Annotated in this window: 19 protein-coding genes; 7 read left to right on the top strand and 12 right to left on the bottom strand. The window is 47.3% G+C overall.

What is annotated here, in order from left to right; all coding sequences use genetic code 11:
* Nucleotides 1-93: 93 nt before the first annotated feature.
* Nucleotides 94-966 (bottom strand): ROK family protein, encoded by an 873-nt coding sequence (locus AY633_RS08850; protein ID WP_068487996.1) that lies wholly within the window; start codon nucleotides 964-966, stop codon nucleotides 94-96.
* 21 nt (nucleotides 967-987) lie between these two features.
* Nucleotides 988-2598, bottom strand: a complete 1611-nt coding sequence (locus tag AY633_RS08855; RefSeq protein WP_068487997.1) for a glycoside hydrolase family 13 protein — start codon at nucleotides 2596-2598, stop codon at nucleotides 988-990.
* A gap of 164 nt (nucleotides 2599-2762) precedes the next feature.
* Here AY633_RS08855 and AY633_RS08860 point away from each other — a divergent pair, with 164 nt between their 5' ends.
* Complete coding sequence (locus AY633_RS08860) at nucleotides 2763-3347, top strand: biotin transporter BioY (RefSeq protein WP_068487998.1); 585 nt, start codon at nucleotides 2763-2765, stop codon at nucleotides 3345-3347.
* 36 nt (nucleotides 3348-3383) lie between these two features.
* On the opposite strand, the gene AY633_RS08865 is transcribed toward AY633_RS08860, so the two are convergent.
* The gene (locus tag AY633_RS08865; RefSeq protein ID WP_068487999.1) at nucleotides 3384-4340 is read right to left on the bottom strand and encodes a ketopantoate reductase family protein; all 957 of its coding nucleotides are present in this window, start codon (nucleotides 4338-4340) and stop codon (nucleotides 3384-3386) included.
* Between the two features lie 355 nt (nucleotides 4341-4695).
* Nucleotides 4696-5778: a YkvI family membrane protein gene (locus tag AY633_RS08870; protein ID WP_068488000.1), complete on the bottom strand. Its 1083-nt coding sequence runs from the start codon at nucleotides 5776-5778 to the stop codon at nucleotides 4696-4698.
* Nucleotides 5779-5952: 174 nt separating this feature from the next.
* Here AY633_RS08870 and AY633_RS08875 point away from each other — a divergent pair, with 174 nt between their 5' ends.
* On the top strand, nucleotides 5953-6516 hold the full coding sequence (locus tag AY633_RS08875; RefSeq protein WP_313903503.1) for a TVP38/TMEM64 family protein: 564 nt from the start codon (nucleotides 5953-5955) through the stop codon (nucleotides 6514-6516).
* 80 nt (nucleotides 6517-6596) lie between these two features.
* The gene (locus tag AY633_RS08880; protein WP_068488001.1) at nucleotides 6597-7373 is read left to right on the top strand and encodes an alpha/beta fold hydrolase; all 777 of its coding nucleotides are present in this window, start codon (nucleotides 6597-6599) and stop codon (nucleotides 7371-7373) included.
* A 459-nt stretch (nucleotides 7374-7832) separates the two neighbouring features.
* Here AY633_RS08880 and AY633_RS08885 read toward each other — a convergent pair whose 3' ends face one another.
* Together AY633_RS08885 and AY633_RS08890 are read right to left on the bottom strand one after the other, a co-directional pair.
* The gene (locus AY633_RS08885; protein ID WP_068488002.1) at nucleotides 7833-8609 is read right to left on the bottom strand and encodes a 3-hydroxybutyrate dehydrogenase; all 777 of its coding nucleotides are present in this window, start codon (nucleotides 8607-8609) and stop codon (nucleotides 7833-7835) included.
* A gap of 24 nt (nucleotides 8610-8633) precedes the next feature.
* Nucleotides 8634-9953, bottom strand: coding sequence for a GntP family permease (locus tag AY633_RS08890; protein WP_068488003.1), 1320 nt, complete (start codon nucleotides 9951-9953; stop codon nucleotides 8634-8636).
* A gap of 197 nt (nucleotides 9954-10150) precedes the next feature.
* On the opposite strand from AY633_RS08890, the gene AY633_RS08895 reads away from it, so the two are divergent.
* A complete protein-coding gene (locus AY633_RS08895; RefSeq protein WP_068488004.1) occupies nucleotides 10151-11032 on the top strand; it encodes a LysR family transcriptional regulator in 882 nt (293 codons plus the stop codon).
* A gap of 50 nt (nucleotides 11033-11082) precedes the next feature.
* Here the strand turns inward: AY633_RS08895 and AY633_RS08900 are convergent, their stop codons facing one another.
* The 5 genes from AY633_RS08900 to AY633_RS08920 form a co-directional block, all read right to left on the bottom strand.
* A complete protein-coding gene (locus AY633_RS08900; RefSeq protein ID WP_068488005.1) occupies nucleotides 11083-11886 on the bottom strand; it encodes an ion transporter in 804 nt (267 codons plus the stop codon).
* Between the two features lie 216 nt (nucleotides 11887-12102).
* The gene (locus AY633_RS08905; RefSeq protein WP_260804550.1) at nucleotides 12103-12699 is read right to left on the bottom strand and encodes a class F sortase; all 597 of its coding nucleotides are present in this window, start codon (nucleotides 12697-12699) and stop codon (nucleotides 12103-12105) included.
* A 58-nt stretch (nucleotides 12700-12757) separates the two neighbouring features.
* Complete coding sequence (locus AY633_RS08910) at nucleotides 12758-13558, bottom strand: DUF4397 domain-containing protein (RefSeq protein WP_068488007.1); 801 nt, start codon at nucleotides 13556-13558, stop codon at nucleotides 12758-12760.
* 195 nt (nucleotides 13559-13753) lie between these two features.
* Complete coding sequence (locus tag AY633_RS08915) at nucleotides 13754-14419, bottom strand: reverse transcriptase-like protein (protein ID WP_068488008.1); 666 nt, start codon at nucleotides 14417-14419, stop codon at nucleotides 13754-13756.
* 35 nt (nucleotides 14420-14454) lie between these two features.
* Nucleotides 14455-15111, bottom strand: coding sequence for a potassium channel family protein (locus tag AY633_RS08920; RefSeq protein ID WP_068488296.1), 657 nt, complete (start codon nucleotides 15109-15111; stop codon nucleotides 14455-14457).
* 237 nt (nucleotides 15112-15348) lie between these two features.
* Here AY633_RS08920 and cysK point away from each other — a divergent pair, with 237 nt between their 5' ends.
* The gene (gene cysK / locus AY633_RS08925) at nucleotides 15349-16266 is read left to right on the top strand and encodes a cysteine synthase A (RefSeq protein ID WP_068488009.1); all 918 of its coding nucleotides are present in this window, start codon (nucleotides 15349-15351) and stop codon (nucleotides 16264-16266) included.
* 51 nt (nucleotides 16267-16317) lie between these two features.
* Here the strand turns inward: cysK and AY633_RS08930 are convergent, their stop codons facing one another.
* The gene (locus AY633_RS08930; protein WP_068488010.1) at nucleotides 16318-16899 is read right to left on the bottom strand and encodes a CGNR zinc finger domain-containing protein; all 582 of its coding nucleotides are present in this window, start codon (nucleotides 16897-16899) and stop codon (nucleotides 16318-16320) included.
* A gap of 115 nt (nucleotides 16900-17014) precedes the next feature.
* On the opposite strand from AY633_RS08930, the gene trxA reads away from it, so the two are divergent.
* Together trxA and AY633_RS08940 are read left to right on the top strand one after the other, a co-directional pair.
* Nucleotides 17015-17329, top strand: a complete 315-nt coding sequence (trxA, locus tag AY633_RS08935; RefSeq protein WP_068488011.1) for a thioredoxin — start codon at nucleotides 17015-17017, stop codon at nucleotides 17327-17329.
* A gap of 53 nt (nucleotides 17330-17382) precedes the next feature.
* Nucleotides 17383-18033, top strand: a complete 651-nt coding sequence (locus tag AY633_RS08940; protein WP_068488012.1) for a peroxiredoxin-like family protein — start codon at nucleotides 17383-17385, stop codon at nucleotides 18031-18033.
* Nucleotides 18034-18246: the final 213 nt, after the last annotated feature.

An 18246-nucleotide genomic window follows, 5' to 3' on the forward strand; every position in this document is an offset into this window, starting at 1 on the left:
TATTTATCGGTACATGAGGGTTCGATCTATCTTCCCTGCCAAGCTGCGAACCTTAAAGACAGCGGACAGGGCAGCATAGACTGTTCAAGGTGTTTATCGATCCAGCACGAGCAGCGCTGCCCCGAGCATGCCAGCGTCGTTCTCGAATCGCGCTATTTCGACAGGCAGCGGATTTAACAATACGGTTGCCAATTGGCTGTTCAAATCATCAATCCAAGCTGAGGCGGATTCCGATACCCCTCCGCCGATAATGAGCATGTCCATATCGAATATGGCCTGCAAGCTGCTGATGTAGATCGCCAAGTCTTCAGTGAATTCCGCGACCAGCTTTTGTGCTTGGGAATCGCTTCTTGCCATTTCAAACAATTCGGGCGGCGTGACTGACAATCCCGCTTCCCGAATGCGTCGCACCAGTGCGGTGCCTGATAGATACTGCTCCGCACAGCCAAGCCGGCCGCAAGCGCAGCGTGAGCCGTTCGGATATAAAGTCATATGCCCCAGTTCTGCAGCCCCACCGTGCGTCCCACCGCTTAACAGTTTGCCGTCCCAAATGATACCGCCGCCAAGTCCCGTGCCGAGCGTGATGCAGACAACACGCCCCAATCCCCGTGCAGCACCGAATTTCGCTTCAGCAAGCGCCGCGCAATTGGCATCGTTCTCTACTTCTACGGGCCGTCCAGTTGCTTTTTCCAAGGGCGATTTGACTTCTGTCCCTGTCCAACCAGGCAGCATATCGCCCGCGAACACGATACTTCCTGCTTTCGGATCGACAAACCCGTGTGTTCCGATGCCAATTGCAGACACAGTGGGATGTTCCTCTAAAAACTGCAACACTTGGTGCTCTAAATATGGATACAACGGAAACTGCGTTTTCACTTGACGCTCTGCGAGTATCCGCCCTTCTGCATCAATGACCCCCATGCGGATTTTCGTTCCGCCGATATCTACCCCAATGACGTTATTCATTCTCTCCATCCTTCCTTCCGTTCATTCTTTTACTTTCCTGTCCTTATCATAAAAGCATAGTGCTTCATACGGTCTAAGCTCTATCGTTTCCTGCAGTGCTGAATCCGGATAATTGCCAATCAACAGGCGGCCCTTAGGCATGGGCAATTCACGCGGCGTTTCGGAGAAGTTGCAGTACACCGTCAATTGCTCATCTGCCGTTTTCCGTGTATAAGCAAAAATTTCTTCATCAGCTCGATGCAATAAATTGAAATCGCCTTCTGTAATAACGTCCAAGTCTTTGCGAAGCGCGATCAATTTCCGGTAATAATTGAACACTGAATCCTCTTCCTCACGGTCGGCAGCATTGATGTCCGGATAATTCGGGTTCACGGAAATCCACGGCTCGCCTTTTGTGAACCCTGCATTTTCAGAAGCATCCCATTGCATCGGCGTTCTCGCATTGTCTCGGCCTTTTGCATGGATCGCCTTCATCAGCTCATCGTGTGGCACATCTTGCGACCTCTTTTCCTGATACATATTCAGAGTTTCAATGTCCCGGTACTCGTCAATGGCTGAAAATGCCACATTGGTCATGCCGAGCTCTTCCCCTTGATAAATATACGGCGTCCCTTGCAGAAAATGCAGACAAGTGGCGAGCATTTTCGCCGATTCTTTTCTGTATGGCCCATCGTTTCCAAAGCGTGAGACAATGCGCGGCTGATCGTGATTGTTCCAATACAAGCTGTTCCAGCCTTTTCCAAAAAGCTCTACTTGCCATTTCTCCAGGTTTTCCTTTAAGTCCGGCAAATGCAGCGGCTGAAGCTCCCATTTGCCGCTCGGTCCCTCGTCTAAATTCATATGCTCGAAGGTGAAAATCATATTGAGTTCCTTGCGCTCAGGGCCTGTGTACAATTTCGCATCTTCTGTCGTCGCGCCTGGCATTTCCCCGACAGTAACAATGTCGTAATCAGCGAGCGCTTTTGTGTTCATCTCCTGCAAAAATTCATGGACGCGCGGCCCGTTAAAGAAATGCGGAGTGCCATCCCCATCGATGCCGTCCGGGAAATCCTGGTCTTTGGAAATCATATTGATGACGTCCATGCGGAAGCCATCGACCCCTTTATCCAGCCACCAGCTCATCATTTGATATACTTCATCCCGCAGTTCTTCATTTTCCCAGTTTAAGTCTGGTTGCTTTTTGGAAAACAAATGCAAATAATATTGCTGTCTTGCTTCGTCAAATTGCCAAGTCGAACCGCTGAAAAACGAACGCCAATTGTTCGGCTCGTTTTTCCATATGTAGTAATCAGGTCGTTCTGTAAACCATACGTGTTCGTCGGAAGTATGATTGACAACTAAATCCATGACCAGCCGCATTCCGCGCGCGTGAATGCCTTGGAGCATCTGGTCAAAATCATCCATCGTTCCAAACTCGCTCATAATTTTTTGGTAATCGCGGATATCATAGCCATTGTCATCATTCGGCGAATCATAGACGGGCGATAGCCACAATACGTCAACGCCAAGTTCCGCCAAATAATCCAGTTTGCTGATGATGCCTTGGATATCCCCAATTCCATCACCGTCTGAATCCATGAAACTTCTCGGGTAAATCTGATACACTGTTGATTTTTTCCACCATTCCGTCATTTCTTCGCCCACTTTCCTGAAGATGTATTCATTTCTTATCATCATACGGAAAATTGAAAAAGAAACACAGCCCTTTTTAAGTAAACCTTTTATAAAAATAAGTTGACTTAAAATAAGCCATTCTCTATACTCAGTTTTAGTACATAGTAAGCGGAGGGTTTTACATGACAACTTCAGTAACCAGATCCAGCAATCATTCACGCACTTTAACGCTTGTCCACGTCTCCATGTTTGCCGCATTGATGGCGATCGGGGCCAATATTTCCTCTTTTCTGATCGTCGGGGGCGTGCCGATTACTTTGCAGACGTTCTTCGCGATACTCGCCGGCATTCTGCTCGGCAAACGTCTCGGCGCTGCTTCAATGATCGTCTATGCCGCAATTGGTCTCGCTGGCGTACCGGTTTTCGCCAAGTTTTCAGGCGGCATGGATACCTTGATCTCGCCGACATTTGGCTTTATCCTATCCTATATCTTCACCGCTTTTGCTGCCGGCTGGATTGCCGAAAAAATGCCTTCCAAAAAAGGATTTATTTTAGCAGCCCTTGCAGCCACTGCGATTAATTATGTATTTGGCACCAACTGGATGTATGCTGCGTATAAATTATGGTTTGCCGCGCCAGAAGGCTTTTCTTACGGCATGGCCTGGGCATGGATGGCAGTGCCTCTTCCAAAAGATGTATTGCTCGCTGTATTTGCTGGTTTGTTCGGTTTCCGAATGCAGCCCATCATCAAAAAATATTTACCTTAAACGACTAAGCCATTGGCCGAGACTCCGGCCAATGGCTTATTTTTGTACACTCGATTCGTCAACGCGCAGCTTGTAGTTTTGTTCGATGATACGCACCAAGGCGCTGAGGCTCTCATTGACCGGCGTTGCGATTCCGTGCTTTTTCCCTAATGTGACAATGCCTCCGTTGATGACTGCGATCTCGGTCTGGCTTTTTTTTAACACGTCCATGAGCATCGATGATTTATTGGCGCCAATGTCCTGATGTCCCATGCGCAAACATTCTTCCGCGACTGCTTGCGCGTCCGCCTCGACCCCTTCTGCCTGGGCAACGAGCACCGCTTCTTCGACAATAGCCCGCAATAGGCTTTCTCCTTCTGGCGTATTGAGGATGTCGCCGTTTTTCAGGCGCGTCAAAGCCGTAACGGAGTTGAACGCCGCATTGACGAATAGCTTGTTCCAAATAAGCGCTTTAACATTTGGTGAGACAGCTGTTTCCAAGCCCGCCTCGCTGAGTTTTTCAGCGAAATATTCGATTGTCTTGTTGTCAGTATCTGCTTCGACATTGCCAAGGTAATTCTTGCCCCATCCCCTATGCAAAATCGTGCCGTCATGTTCAACGCTTGCGCCGTGGCCAAGTGTCCCGGACACCACCGTATTTGGCGGAAACAACCGCTGGATGGTTTCGGCGTTGCCGATGCCGTTTTGCATCGTGACAATTAGCGTTTCTTTCGCCAGCTTGCCGCGTAATTTTTCGAGCACCGATTCATTGGCCTGCGCTTTCAACAAGACAAGCAAAACGTCCACTTGCTCGCCAGCTTGTAATTCCTGGACGATTTCCAGATCAATATGTGTCGTCGAATTATCTTTTTCGACGATGCGCAAGCCTTGCCGATGAATCGCTTCCACGTGGCTATTCATGCGGTTGTATAAGCGCACATCTTCACCGATTGCTTTTAGTTTGCCTCCCACAAGGCACGCCATCGCCCCTGCCCCAGCAATTAAAATCTTCATCCTATTCCTCCTTTGGAATCCCCTGCTTTCTGCTTTCTCATTTCACTATACCAAAAAGGCCTCCTGGTATGCAGGAGGCCTTTTCAGGTTGTCGAGAAACTTAGGTAACCCGTATTTTCCGAAGCTTATCGCACGACTCCGTGGGCTCGCGCCCAAGCCTCCTCAGTCGCTTTGCGCCTTGCGGGGTCTCGGTCGTCTCGCTCTACCACTGGAGTCGAGCAAACGCTTCTCCAAATACCTAGTGAGGTCATTGACAGTTAAAAATAGCAAAACACGCTTCTTTCCATAGTTGAGAGCGAACCATAAACTTCTTCAACATTAAGAAAAGACCTCCTGATATGCAGGAGGCCTTTTCTTAGTTTGTTGCTTTCTTGTTGCGGTTAGCTTTGTCGTTTTTACCAATCTTGCGGATATCCGCCAAGATCAACGCACCGATCAACAGCAAGCCGAGATAGCCGACTGCCGGGTACAGATAATTGACTAGTGACGTAAAGCCGACGAAGCTCAGCGCAAATGCGATTAACCCGGCAATAATCACGAAAATCCGGAATTTCTTTGTGCCGATTTCTGCAAAACGTGCTGAAAATGACAACAACATGCTGACAGCAGTATTGTAAATCATGGCAAAAATGACGACCGCCATGATGATACCAAGGATTGGCGAGATGTCATCCCCGATAGCAAGCATCGGCAAATCCGCTCCCCCGACAACATCCACTTTCGCGAATATCGCCACATAGCTAAGCAGGATCAACAAGCCAAAGCCTAGCCCACCGATTAATCCGCCACGCGCTGCCACTTTCTCATCTTGTTCAGCACCGCCCATCACGAGCGACATGGAAGCCCCAAGCGCGATGGCGAGCGATACGTAATTGACTGCCGATAATAGCCAGTTCGGTGTCGCGGACAGCTGCTCTTTAGCCACTGGATCGAGCGCACTAAAACTGCTATCCATCGTAATAACGCTGTAGATAGCGATGCCCACTACCATCAAAATCAAAAATGGTGTGATGCTGGAAATGACGGTAATGACTTTCTTGACGTTCATCATGATGGTGATAATGACCAAAATAATCATGATGCTGCGCCCGAATGCCGGAGCCAAATCGAATTGCTGGGAAAAGATGGATCCAGCCCCTGCTATCATTACGACTAATACCCCAAACAAAGTCAAAATCAAAGTATAATCCACTACTTTTCCGAGCCATTTTCCGCTGATGCGGTAGACAACATCTTCATGCGAAGTCGTCTGCATACGGCTTCCGAGACGTGTCAAAATCATCCCGATATAACCGAATAATGCCGTAGCGACCAAGACGCCGCCTATCCCCCAGTATCCGTAACTAGTAAAATATTGCAAAATCTCTTGTCCTGAAGCGAAGCCAGCGCCGACGACAATCCCAATGAATGCACTGGCTATTTTCAAGCTTCTTCTCATAAAATCCTCTCCCTTATCCTGATGGTAAATAACATAGATGCTTCTAAAAATGTATTTTATGTAGATATTTTTTCATACCCCTGATTTGGGGGGTATCAAACAAATCCTTGCTTTTAAACAACTTTTCGCTTATTCTTCCTTATTAGTAAAGAAAGAGGAAAGGCGGGAGAAATAGTGGATTTGGCGGATTTTGAGCAAGCGATTGAAAACTTTATCGGGCAGGCAGGGCTTTGGGCTCCGCTGCTATTCATATTGCTGCACTTGATCCGTCCGCTGCTATTTTTGCCGGTCATTGCTGTATGCATTGCTGGCGGATTTCTATTCGGCTTTTTCCAAGGAGCTTTGCTGTCTTTCATTGGATTGACGCTGATGAGCTTTGTCTCTTACGTGCTGATCAATAAATTCCCGCGTTTTCGCGCTAAACTCGCCGCCTTGAAAGACAAATTATTTCCTGACCGCAACCTGACCGTTTCCCAAGTGATGATCTTGCGTGTCATGCCCTTTGTCCATTTTCACCTATTGTCTTTTTATTTGATGGAAATGACCAATACGCGCCGGGAATACATGTATTACTCTGCGCTCGGTTTGATTTCGCCAGCCCTTTTGTATACGGCATTTGGGAGGGCCATATCGCAGTTTCCATGGTATACGACAGTGAGCATGTTCTTGCTGCTCGCTGCGGTTTTCAGTTTTATCGATAAATGGCAAAGCCGCAAGCATAAATTGGATAAAACCTGACAAGCGCAGACGGGATGCCGTTTGCGCTTGTGTTATTGAGGTATAGTAATACAGTAGATAGAGATGAGAGGAAGGAAACAATGCCTATATTCACCAAGAACGACATCAGTTTATATTACGAAGATATCGGGAGCGGGCAGCCGCTTCTCATGTTTCACGGCTTGACTAGCAGCTCTGCCATGTTCTACCGCGAAATGAATTTTTTCCGCAACAAGCACCGCATCATTGCGTTGGATTCCAGAGGCCATGGCCATTCGGCAAAACTTAGCGACTATACACTCGACGACCATATCGAAGACGCTGTTGCCTTATTGGATCATCTGCAGCTCGAATCAGTTGATGTTCTCGGTGTATCGATGGGAAGTTATATTGCCCAAGGACTAGCCGCAAGACGCACTGAACGCGTACGCAAATTATTGTTGGTAGCTACAAAATCAGTCGGCGAAAAATCTTCCATGGCCGAATTATTCGAGCGCCACCCAGAAGAATTTGATGGCTTGTCCATCCATGACAAATTGGAAAAAGCACAAACTTATATGTACCATCGTTTGACGGCTGTCCAGAAATGGCAGGCAAAGACCGCTGAAAATAGCCCCCAATTGAGCTTAGAGCAGCAAGGCATCGCGTCTAATGCCCTGGAGCGCTTTAATTTGCGTCCGGAACTTCCGTCGATTACGGCAGAAACCTTGGTTATCAGCGGACGCTATGACGAACTGAACCCGCCTGAGAAAGGACACGAGACCGCGCAGCTCATCCAACATGCAAGTTTTATGGAGTTCAAGCGTTCCGGCCATGCGCCGAACGTGGAGCAGCCTCGGCTATTTCTCGGCATCGCCGAAAACTTTCTCGACGATTGAATTTCTTTTAATGAATGCTATACCCACAAAAAAGCACGGCGCAAAAATGCGCCGTGCTTTTTAGAGTGTTGAAGAAGTCCACATTTCGCTCTCAACTTTGAATGAGAGAACCTTTTTCTATATTTAACATTTAATGATCTCTCCAAGTATTTGGAGAAGTGTTCGCTCGTAAAACCTTCTGCTCAATAATGCTGCGCATTACTTTCGCAAAGATAATGTCTCCCGTAGGTCGATCTTATCTTTCCTGTGGGACCAGCGGGTTTGAGAGACCCCGCAGGGAATGAATGAGCGAAGCTTGACTGAGTTCATTCATTTGCGACGCTTGAGCATAGCGAAAGTGGAGCAAGCCGAGGAGGCTCGATTCCCGCCCCACGGAAAGCGAGCGATAAGCTTCGGAAAATACGACTTTATCACTTTCTCGACAGCTTGAAAAGCACGGCGCAAAAATGCGCCGTGCTTTTATTGTGCTGTATAGCCGCCATCTAAGACCACTGCCTGGCCGGTGATGCCGCGCGCTTTATCGCTCGCGAGAAACATCGTGTAATCGGAAATTTCCTGCACCGACAACAAGCGTTTTTGCGGAACCAATGGATAAATGACTTCTTCTAAAACTTTTTCCAGCGACACATTACGCGTATTCGCCAAATCCCCCATCTGATTGCGCACAAGCGGTGTATCAACATATCCCGGGCACATCGCATTGACGGTAATGCCATGCTCAGCGCCTTCCAAAGCCGACACTTTCGTCAAACCGATGACGCCGTGCTTGGCGCTGTTATACGCTGCTTTCCCGGCAAAGCCGACCAGTCCGTTAATCGAAGCCATATTGATGATACGTCCGAAACCTTGTTGTTTCATGATCGGGAACGCATGCTTGGTAGCGATAAACGGCGCGACCAGCATAATTTTGACCAGCAATTCGTATTTTTCGGTTGGAAATTCCTCAATCGGAGCGACATGCTGCATGCCCGCGTTATTGATTAAGATGTCCAAAGAGCCGAATGTTTCTACTGTTTGAGCGATCGCTGCTTTTATTTCCGCCTCGCTAGTGACATCGCATTTGATGCCGATACATTCAAAACCTTGCCCCTTCAACTCGTCTGCAGCTTGTTTCACTGCGTCTTCATTGATATCGGTCAACACGATTTTGGCGCCCTCTTTAGCGAAGTCCTTGCTAATTTCATAACCGATGCCACTTGCGGCACCAGTGATTAATACCACTTTGCCCTCTACCATAATAGAATCCCTCCGAATGAAAGATTAAATACCCAATCCTAGGCTGAACAGGATAATCGCAATTGTTAAGCCAATCAGCGGCACGATGACGGTTACAGCCCCCATCGCCCCGTAAGCTGCCTTGTGGGTCTCGCCGCAAATCCCTTGAATTGTCGTCACGACATAACCATTATGTGGCAAGGAATCGAGCGCGCCGGAAGAAATCGCAATGGTCCGGTGAAGCGCTTCTGTGTTTACACCCATATCGATATAATGAGGCGCAATGAGCGGAAGTGCGATGACTTGTCCACCTGAAGCAGATCCTGTCAGTCCTGCGATGACACTGACAGCTACCGCACCGCCGATCAGCGGGCTTCCCGGAATGCTCGTCATGGCATCGACTGCCACTTGAAACGCTGGTACGGCTTTTGCCACGCCGCCGAATCCGACGACTGCTGCAGTGTTACCGATGGCGATCAATGCGCCAATCGTTCCATCAGTTAATGCTTTGCCAAGATTCGTGAAATATTTCATGTTCAATAGATAAGTCGTAATAACACCGCCAAGCAAGGCCAAAATCAAGGCAGAAGTACCGAGCGAATCATGGAAAATGAATGATACCGCTAGCACCACAAGTAAGGGGATTAAGCCCGTCATAGGGTGCGGCAATGCACGATCGGCCATTTGCGGATCGGATTCACGCGCTTCGAAACGCTCGCCTTTTTTCACCGCTTTATTGATCATGCGTTTCAGCCACCAGTAGCCGAAGAATGCCATGAAGATGGCGACAATGATGCTGACTTCCCAGCCGGCATACGGGCTAGTGTTCAAATAGTCAATCGGAATCCAGTTTTGGATCTCCGGCGACCCCGCAGAAGTCATCGTGAAGGTCACAGACCCAAGCGCTAGAGCTGCCGGGATGAAGCGGCGTGGCAAATCGGCTTGTTTGAATAAGCTGAGCGCCATCGGATAAACCGAAAATGCAACGACGAACAAGCTCACGCCGCCGTATGTAAGAACTGCACAGGCAATGACAATTGCGAGAACCGCTTTGGACAAGCCAAATTTGCCGACCAGCCATTTAGAGACGCTATCTGCAGCTCCTGTATCTTCCATGACTTTGCCGAAGATGGCTCCAAGCAAGAACATCGGGAACCACGACGTGATGAATCCGGAGAAGCCACCCATATAATTTGATAGTAAATTGACTTCCCCTTCTTCCACTAATTGCGGAAATAGCGGCAAGCCGCTGAGTACGGCGACAAACAATGCCGACAATGGTCCGGCAATTAACAAGTTGACACCTCTCATCGTCAACACAATCAGGAGAATAAGTCCCCCGATCATTCCAATCATACTTAACATGATAAATCCCCCTTAAAATACATTTCGTTTTTTCGAACACTTTGAAAACGCTTTCTTTCGTTCGGATAGACGATGGATAAATTGTCTAAATATTTAGTCCTGAAACCTTTAATCACTATACAACGGGTAGCAGAATAGGTAAAATGAATAATTATAATAGGTTTCATAGATATTAGTTATAGATAAGGAGTTCTCATATGGACATACGCCAGCTCAGTTATTTTATCGAAGTCGCCAAGCACCAAAGCTTTACCAAAGCAGCTCATTCTCTTCATGTAACACAGCCTACACTCAGCAAAATGGTCAAAAATTTGGAACAAGAAATGGATGTATCGCTATTTGACCGCTCTTCACGCAAAGTGCGGTTGACCGATGCCGGAGAAGTAGTTTTCGTCCAAGCGCAGAAAATCGTCAATAGCCTTGATGACTTGTCCTCGTCGCTTTATGACATCATGAACTTGAACAAAGGCAAAATCACCATTGGCTTGCCCCCTGTCATCAGCACCTTGTTTTTCCCAACTATCATTGCCGAGTTCCAATCCTGCTATCCCGATGTAACCGTTATTCTCGTAGAAGACGGCGCCAAGAAAGTGGAAGAAAAAGTGGCAGATGGTGAAGTGGACCTCGGGTTCGTTATGTTGCCAGTCGATGCCGAACGTTTTGACGTCATCCCTTTTGTTTCCCAAGAAATCAAGTTGCTTGTTCACGAAGACCATCCGCTTGCTGATCGGGAAACGCGTGACTTAATCGATTTTAAAGACGACCCGTTTTTGCTGCTTAGCAAGGAATTTACACTCAATGGGCGAACCGTCGAATTTTGCCGCGGGGAAGGATTCGAACCAAAAGTTGCCTATGAAAGCTCTCAATGGGACTTTATCGTCGGCATGGTGGAAAAAAACCTGGGAGTCACTTTGATGCCGAAATTGATTTGCGATCGTGTCCAGCACGGTCCGTTCAAAACCATTTCCCTTACCCAAACCTTCCCTTGGCGGCTTGGCATCATCATGGCCAAAAACCGCTATGTGCCCTACGTTTCCCGCGAGTTCATCACACTCGTCAACCAGCTCCCGAAAGTCTAAGTCACTCAAAAAAGAAGCCGCCTAAAAAGGCAGCTTCTTTTTGATTTCACTTATTTTCGGTCGACGAGTGTTTGGATCAGGCTTTTCAGTTCGCCGACTTCTTTTCTCAAACCTTCAATTTCCGATGTATCTTCTTTGATGCCCTCTAGTTCAGCTGTCTCCTTATCGATTTCATCCGAAATCTTCTGTGCGTTGTTGACGATCTCCCCGACGATCAAGTTGATCATCAGAAAAGTCGAAACGATGATAAAGGAAATGAAATACAGCCAGGACCACGGCTCTGCCGCAAAGACCGGACGGAAAATCCCACTAGCCCAAGACTCCAAAGTAAAAATCTGGAATAAGGAAATGAGCGACAGCCCGAGGTCCCCGAAATACTCCGGTTCAATGTCTGCATAAAAGAACGTGCCAATCACGGCATAAACGTAAAAAATAATCGACATCAATAAAATGACACTCGTAATTGTCGGTATCGCCATAAACAAAGCGGTCACGACACGGCGCAGCGAAGGAATCGTCGACACGGTCCGCAACACGCGCAGCACACGGAAAATCCGCAATACGCTGATAAACGAGGAGTTGTAAAGGATCAGGCTTCCAACCACAATGAGGAAATCGAAATTGTTCCAGGCATTGCCAAAGAATTTTGTCCGGTACACAAATAATTTGGCGAGTATTTCCAAGGTGAAAAAAGCCAGGATGATGATATCCAGCACCAATAGCCAGGAACCATAATTGTCCGCAATAGCAGGATAAGTCTCCAAGCCGACCAGCAGCGCATTGATTAAAATTAAAACAGTAATAAACGTATTGAACCGCGCACTCTCCACGATTCGCTTCAATGACTCTTTCATAGGGCGATAGACGACTCCTTATAACATCTGATATACCCAGCGCACATTGCGCCAAGCAGTTCCACCCAATTATATCATGCACGTATCCAGAAGTGACGATTCAATCCCGCCGCCCAATAAGGTTTGTTGCCAAAATGTGACGCCCACATTCGCCAAAGTCCCCAGACGATAGCTAAAATAAGACATAAAAAAAACGCCTCCGAGGAGACGTTTCTTCTATTCTTCCGATAGCGAAGCATAAACGATCAAGCGTTCTTCTCGTGTCCCCCGGTCATAATCATAGGTTCCGGAACACGTGATTAATACAAGTTCCGGAGATGAATGATAACCGAAGAGCGAATCGACATCTGCCAAATCGAGTGGCACCGATTCCATCTTATGGACCTTAAAGCGCAGCTCGCGGCCTTCACCGGAAACGACAATTTCATCTCCCGGCTCAAGCTCCGTCAAGTCCCAAAAGACAGCCGGGCCATCCAAATCATCCACATGACCTGCAATGACGGCTCGCCCTCTTTGGCCAGGACGATAGCCAGGCGAGAACCAGCTCAGTTCATCGCCATTATCCGGCACTGCCATTTCCCCCGTATCCGTTACGCCGAGATGCGTGACATCGGCTTCCAATCCAATAGATGGAATCGCCAAAGTTTCTGGCGAGATGCCTGGCTGATTCAGTTCATTGATTGGATTAGCCGCTTGTTTTGACGGCGCTTCAGGTTGCTTGATCTCTTTGACTTTCTCTTGAGCTATCGCTTGCTCGGTCCAAGCTGGCTCTGCCTTGACGGCAAAGCCAACTTCCGCACTGCGGATGCTCACTTCATCTTGTGGTGACGTACAACCTGCAAGAAATAGTGCTGCAAGGAGCAAAGCAAGTTTATTGAAATCGTTTTCTCCACACAAACCCGCTAGCTGCGATCAAGACTAGTGCGCCGCCAACCAACAACCACATAGACTGGGACTGTTGCGGTGTACCAAGTCCGGTTGTTGGCATTTCATCCGGTGTTGCAGCAGCTTCGTAATCAACAAGCGCAATCACTTCAAGCGAATCGACTGTATTGACCGCAAAGACCGAGTAGACTGTGTCTGCAGCCAGTTCAGTTCCTTCTAATGGCAAGACTTGTGTGCCATCCGGCAAGCGGATTTCCAAGTCATAAGTGTCTGGGGCTACTTCAGCGTAATCCGTGATTCCTGGGAACTCAGCTCCACTGAACAACGCATCGCCGCCGATGATGCCAACATCAACTGCTGGAGCATCCGGGGATAAATGGCCGACGCGGATCTTCGCTTGGCCTTCTGTTACTTCCATGGAATCTTCAGCGACAACAAATTCGATAGACTCCAGGAGGTTAGCAGCAGCTACTGTATAAGCTTTTCCAGCTTCCACTTCGAGGTCAGCCTGCAAGACGCCTTCTCCTGCTGCATATTCCGTACCAGCAGCAAAGACTTCTACATCATGTGTTCCAGCCGGGACTTCCAAGTATCCAGAGTCGGTTTTGAATGGTACTTCTTCGAGCGTTAAATCACCGTTGACGTATACATCCACTGCAGGAGCATCAGGCGAAGCATGCAGGACCCGCACTTTTGCCATATCGCCATGGTTGTCAGCCATAACTAATGAACCGAAAAGCGAGAGCAATACGAGCATCGCGACAAGAGAGACAGAAATTTTCTTCATTTTTCCAACCTCTTTCCATATAGTATTTGTATAACTTTTGTACACCTCAGTTATACAACATATCCGGAAGAAAATCAATAATTTTTGAATTATTCTGATAAATTTAAGCAATTAGACATAAGAACTGATGCAAACTTACATGGAATAGAAAAAGTTGCCAGGAATGCTTCTTCCTGACAACTTCTGTACATTAGTTCAATTGTCTGCATTCAAATCGATTAAACTTTTTACTGGCGTCCCATTGAGTGCTTGTGTCGCTAAGCGATCAGCTTCTGAGTTTTCTTTTCTTGGAACGAGTTCATATTCAGGACGAATGCCGATTTTCTCCAATCGCTGGTCAATGCGGTCAGCCCATCTTGCCAAGCTCTGTTCCGGCACTGCCCATTCGCCGCTCATCTGGTTGACCAGCGTTCTCGAATCCCCAATAAAACGGACAGGCAGATGATGGGCGCCCAGCAATTCAATCTCCTGGGCCGCCATCGACAGCGCCGCATATTCCGCTTCGTTATTCGACTCGATCTCGTCGATAATGGCATTTTTCCTCAAGCGATACTCCTTGCCATTTTGCTTAAAGTAAATAGCGCAGCCAAGACCCGCCCGTTTCGACTGAAGATCAAAGCCGCCATCGAAATACGCCACAATGTCATGCGGTTCTATTTCCACTTCTTTGACGTAGTTCTTCAGCTCTTTCAAACTCCAATTGCTGTTGTGACGGTCTGCAAATTGAAGGCGCTTCGTGCGGCCTGTGCGTTCGAGATCTTGCGCCACCACCAATGCTTCGTTTGCTTCAAGCTCTTCAGAAAGAAATTCAACCACTTTGTTCTTCGGTGATTTATACGTCCAATCAATCCGTACTTTCATTCAGTCACCGCCTTTATCCTTCAGTAAGGCTAAGCTTATAGCCCTTTGTCTTCAAAGCGTTTGAGATCATCTTTATGTCCCATCGCAATTAAAATGTCACCTGCAGCCACTTGGTCTTCAAGTAAAGGAGCGATATTGACATCCTCGCCATGTTTGATCGCCAAAATCATGCAGCCATAATCTTTGCGGATATTCAATTCGCCCAGCGTTTTGCCAATCACTTTTTTAGATGCGGCCAGTTCAATGATGCTGTAGTTATCGGACAGATTGATATAATCGACCACTTTTTCAGAGTCGACGTGATGCGCTGTCCGGACACCCATTTCGTATTCCGGCTGGATAACGCGGTCTGCCCCGATGCGTTCTAAAATCTTTTGATGCTGCTGATCACGCGCTTTGACCCACACTTTCGGTACCCCGAGTTCTTTCAGCATGAGCGTACACAAAACGCTTGCTTGCAAATCATCGCCGATTGCGACGATGGCATACTCGAAGTTACGAACGCCCAGTGATTTTAAGCTGCCTTCGTCTGTGGCATCGGCTGTTGCCGTATGACTCGCATAATCGGACATCGAGCTGACCGTTTCCGGATTCGAATCAATCGCCATAATATCGTGTCCCATCCCGTAAAGTTCTTTGCAGACACTGCTTCCAAAGCGACCGAGCCCGATTACCACTATTTGTTTTTTCATGCCTGTCCCTACTTTCCATTGCATAATTCGAACGATTCCCCGTTACCAAAATAGTACGCTACTCATTAGCGTTTTGTCGAAGATTTCACCCCATCTAACCGTAAGTGTCGACAAGCTTTCTTCCATAATGCATAAAGCCATACTGCTGCTCGCCAAACAAGCAAATGGCACAGCCTTCCTCTTTATACTACAATGGATAATATCCTCAATATCCGATAAAGAAAGGTTGTTTCCCCGATGAAACCATATGATTCCATTACTGACTTAATTGGCGATACGCCTGTTGTTAAATTAAACCGCCTTGTTCCTGAAGGCGCAGCGGACGTTTACGTAAAACTGGAAATGTTCAATCCTACAAAAAGTGTTAAAGACCGGGCGGCTTACAACATGATCGAGCAAGCCGAAAAATCTGGAGCCTTGCAGCCCGGGTCGACAATCATCGAACCGACTAGCGGCAATACTGGCATCGGCCTGGCGATGGTCGCTGCAGCGAAAGGCTACCGATCCATTCTGGTATTACCGGACAACGCCACTCAAGAACGCATTAATTTACTTAAGGCGTTTGGTTCGGAAGTTGTTCTAACAGCGAGCGATGATAAAATGCCGGGTGCGATCCAAAAAGCCTTGGAGTTGCGTGAAACGATCCCTGGCAGCTATATCCCCCAACAGTTTGAGAATCCATCGAATCCTGATGCTCACCGCGGCACGACAGCCGTCGAGATTCTCGAGCAAATGGATGGAGAACTTGATGCATTCGTCGCTTCTGCCGGAACAGGCGGCACGATTACCGGAACCGGTGAAACCTTAAAAGCACATTTGCCAAACCTCCACATTACCGTCGTCGAACCCAAAGGCTCTCCTGTCTTGTCTGGCGGCAAGCCAGGAAAACACAAACTAGTCGGCACCAGTCCCGGATTTGTGCCGGATACGTTGAATACTGCTATCTACGATGAAATCATGGCGATCGAAGACGAAAATGCTATCGATATGTTCCGCCGCGCTGCCCGAGAAGAAGGCGTCTTTGTCGGCCCTTCTGCTGGCGCGACCATCTATGCCGCCATCGAAATCGCTAAACGGCTGGGGGCCGGTAAAAAAGTATTGTGTATTGCGCCGGACACCGGAGAACGCTATTTAAGCATGAACCTATTTGAATAAATGCCACACGAAAAAAGCTCCTGCTTCTCTAGCAGGAGCTTTTTCGTTTACCTATTGCTGTTGTTGCTGCGCCTGGCTGTCTTTTGTCTTAAGATATTGCTTTTTCGCTTTTTCCCGGTTGCCGCAAACTTCCATAGAACACCATTTCCGTTTGCCGCTGACGTCCACAAAAAAACTATAGCAAGGCGCGCTGCCGCATTTCTTCACTTTTTCAAACAGTCCTTCTTTGATTCCCCGCAACATCTCAAAAGACACGAGCGATAGAAGGCCAGCAGTCCCGCCTTTGCTCGGAATCGGCGTTAACTCCGAATCGAAATAAAGCGGTGCTTGTTTGATATACTGCGCCAATGACTCCAACGGATACTGTGAAATCTCCAGTTGCGACAAATGCTCTCTCCATTGAATGCGAAACGCCTGCAATTCACTCGCATCGATCGGCTGCTCCATTAATTTACTGATTTGCTGTGAATCGAGCAGGTTCAATTGCTGCATGAGTTTCAGCCATTCCTCGACTCCACCGCCATCCACCAGAAAATCCATTCTCTTGCTTCGTTGGCGTTTGGTCGTATTTAGCAGATTCAAAAATAAATAGTCGCTTAGGTAAGGATATTGAGTTTCAAACTTTCCGTCCATTTTATACACTTCCTCGAAACTTAATCGTTGACGTATATCATAACATACTTTAAAGTTATTTTCTAACCTCATGAATAATCATGAATGGTTAGAAAAACAGATGAGGAGAGATTACATGTCTATCAAAGAAGTAACAGATGCCACATTCACTGAATTGACTGGCCAAGGAACTGTCATTGCAGAACTAGGAGCAGCTTGGTGCGGCCCTTGTAAAATGATCGCTCCTGCACTCGAAGAAATTGACCAGGATTCCGAAAATAAAATCAGCGTCGTCCAATTGGATGTCGACGAAAACCCAAAAACGGCCCAACACTATGGCGTTATGAGCATCCCGACACTCCTGTTCTTTAAAGACGGCGAATTGCAAGAAACGACTGTAGGTTTTAAACCGAAAGAAGAAATCCTTTCTATCGCTGAAAAACTCGTGTAATTGAAAACTAATATTCGCTAAGCAACTTAATTACCGAAAGGGAGATGATGTGAATGACAACGCAAATGAGACAAGAATTCGATGAATACATCAAAAAGTTTAAAGCTTCCAAACCAGAAGAAATCCAGCAGCAAATGGAGGACGCCATCACTGAACTTGAAGCTTCCGACGAAGGCAAAGGCTTGAAAAAAGGCGACAAAGCCCCGAACTTCACGTTGCCGGACGCTGCAGGAAACTCGATATCACTTGATGAGCAATTAAAGCAAGGCCCAGTCATTTTGACTTTCTATCGTGGCAATTGGTGCCCTTACTGCAATATGGAACTACGGGCTTACCAACAGATTATCGGAGACATCCATGGCGCTGGTGCTGAACTATTGGCCATCAGTCCACAGACTCCGGATCATTCCATGTCGGCACAGGAAAAACATGACCTAGAATACAAAGTATTGAGCGATGTCGGCAATAAAGTAGCAGACGACTTCAATTTGGTCTATCGCTTGCCGGATTACTTGATCGATATTTACAAAGGCAATAAATTAGATGTCGACCAGTACAACGGCGATGCCGAATGGACGTTGCCGGTCTCCGCTACGTATATCATTGCAAGCGATGGCACAATCGCTTACGAATACACAAAAGCCGATTACAAAGATCGCGTAGAACCGTCTGAAGTATTGGCCGAGTTGAAAAAACTGAAATAATTTCTAACCCCCATCTTTAACCGGATGGGGGTTTTTGAATGTTTAAGAACATTTTTCGGCCATTCATTCAATGCATGCACAGTTTCTTAGATGGTTGATGACATTCAACCCACCCAATAGAGAATGAAGAGCAAAAGAGCGGCAACGGCCGTTCTTTTTTCGTTTAAAAGTTCTCGGGAATTATTGACAATTCCTATAAAACTACTATACTTT

The organism is Planococcus maritimus, assembly GCF_001592825.1.
In the GTDB taxonomy this organism is placed as follows: Bacteria; Bacillota; Bacilli; order Bacillales_A; family Planococcaceae; genus Planococcus; species Planococcus maritimus_C.

Excerpts from the sequence above, each read along its gene's own strand:
- cysK (WP_068488009.1), top strand. The coding sequence starts at position 15,349 with ATGAAACCATATGATTCCATTACTGACTTAATTGGCGATACGCCTGTT.
- AY633_RS08900 (WP_068488005.1), bottom strand. The coding sequence starts at position 11,886 with ATGAAAGAGTCATTGAAGCGAATCGTGGAGAGTGCGCGGTTCAATACG.
- AY633_RS08850 (WP_068487996.1), bottom strand. The coding sequence starts at position 966 with ATGAATAACGTCATTGGGGTAGATATCGGCGGAACGAAAATCCGCATG.
- AY633_RS08855 (WP_068487997.1), bottom strand. The coding sequence starts at position 2,598 with ATGACGGAATGGTGGAAAAAATCAACAGTGTATCAGATTTACCCGAGA.
- AY633_RS08870 (WP_068488000.1), bottom strand. The coding sequence starts at position 5,778 with ATGAGAAGAAGCTTGAAAATAGCCAGTGCATTCATTGGGATTGTCGTC.
- AY633_RS08890 (WP_068488003.1), bottom strand. The coding sequence starts at position 9,953 with ATGTTAAGTATGATTGGAATGATCGGGGGACTTATTCTCCTGATTGTG.
- AY633_RS08885 (WP_068488002.1), bottom strand. The coding sequence starts at position 8,609 with ATGGTAGAGGGCAAAGTGGTATTAATCACTGGTGCCGCAAGTGGCATC.
- trxA (WP_068488011.1), top strand. The coding sequence starts at position 17,015 with ATGTCTATCAAAGAAGTAACAGATGCCACATTCACTGAATTGACTGGC.
- AY633_RS08940 (WP_068488012.1), top strand. The coding sequence starts at position 17,383 with ATGACAACGCAAATGAGACAAGAATTCGATGAATACATCAAAAAGTTT.
- AY633_RS08915 (WP_068488008.1), bottom strand. The coding sequence starts at position 14,419 with ATGAAAGTACGGATTGATTGGACGTATAAATCACCGAAGAACAAAGTG.
- AY633_RS08865 (WP_068487999.1), bottom strand. The coding sequence starts at position 4,340 with ATGAAGATTTTAATTGCTGGGGCAGGGGCGATGGCGTGCCTTGTGGGA.
- AY633_RS08860 (WP_068487998.1), top strand. The coding sequence starts at position 2,763 with ATGACAACTTCAGTAACCAGATCCAGCAATCATTCACGCACTTTAACG.
- AY633_RS08895 (WP_068488004.1), top strand. The coding sequence starts at position 10,151 with ATGGACATACGCCAGCTCAGTTATTTTATCGAAGTCGCCAAGCACCAA.
- AY633_RS08910 (WP_068488007.1), bottom strand. The coding sequence starts at position 13,558 with ATGAAGAAAATTTCTGTCTCTCTTGTCGCGATGCTCGTATTGCTCTCG.
- AY633_RS08930 (WP_068488010.1), bottom strand. The coding sequence starts at position 16,899 with ATGGACGGAAAGTTTGAAACTCAATATCCTTACCTAAGCGACTATTTA.
- AY633_RS08880 (WP_068488001.1), top strand. The coding sequence starts at position 6,597 with ATGCCTATATTCACCAAGAACGACATCAGTTTATATTACGAAGATATC.
- AY633_RS08920 (WP_068488296.1), bottom strand. The coding sequence starts at position 15,111 with ATGAAAAAACAAATAGTGGTAATCGGGCTCGGTCGCTTTGGAAGCAGT.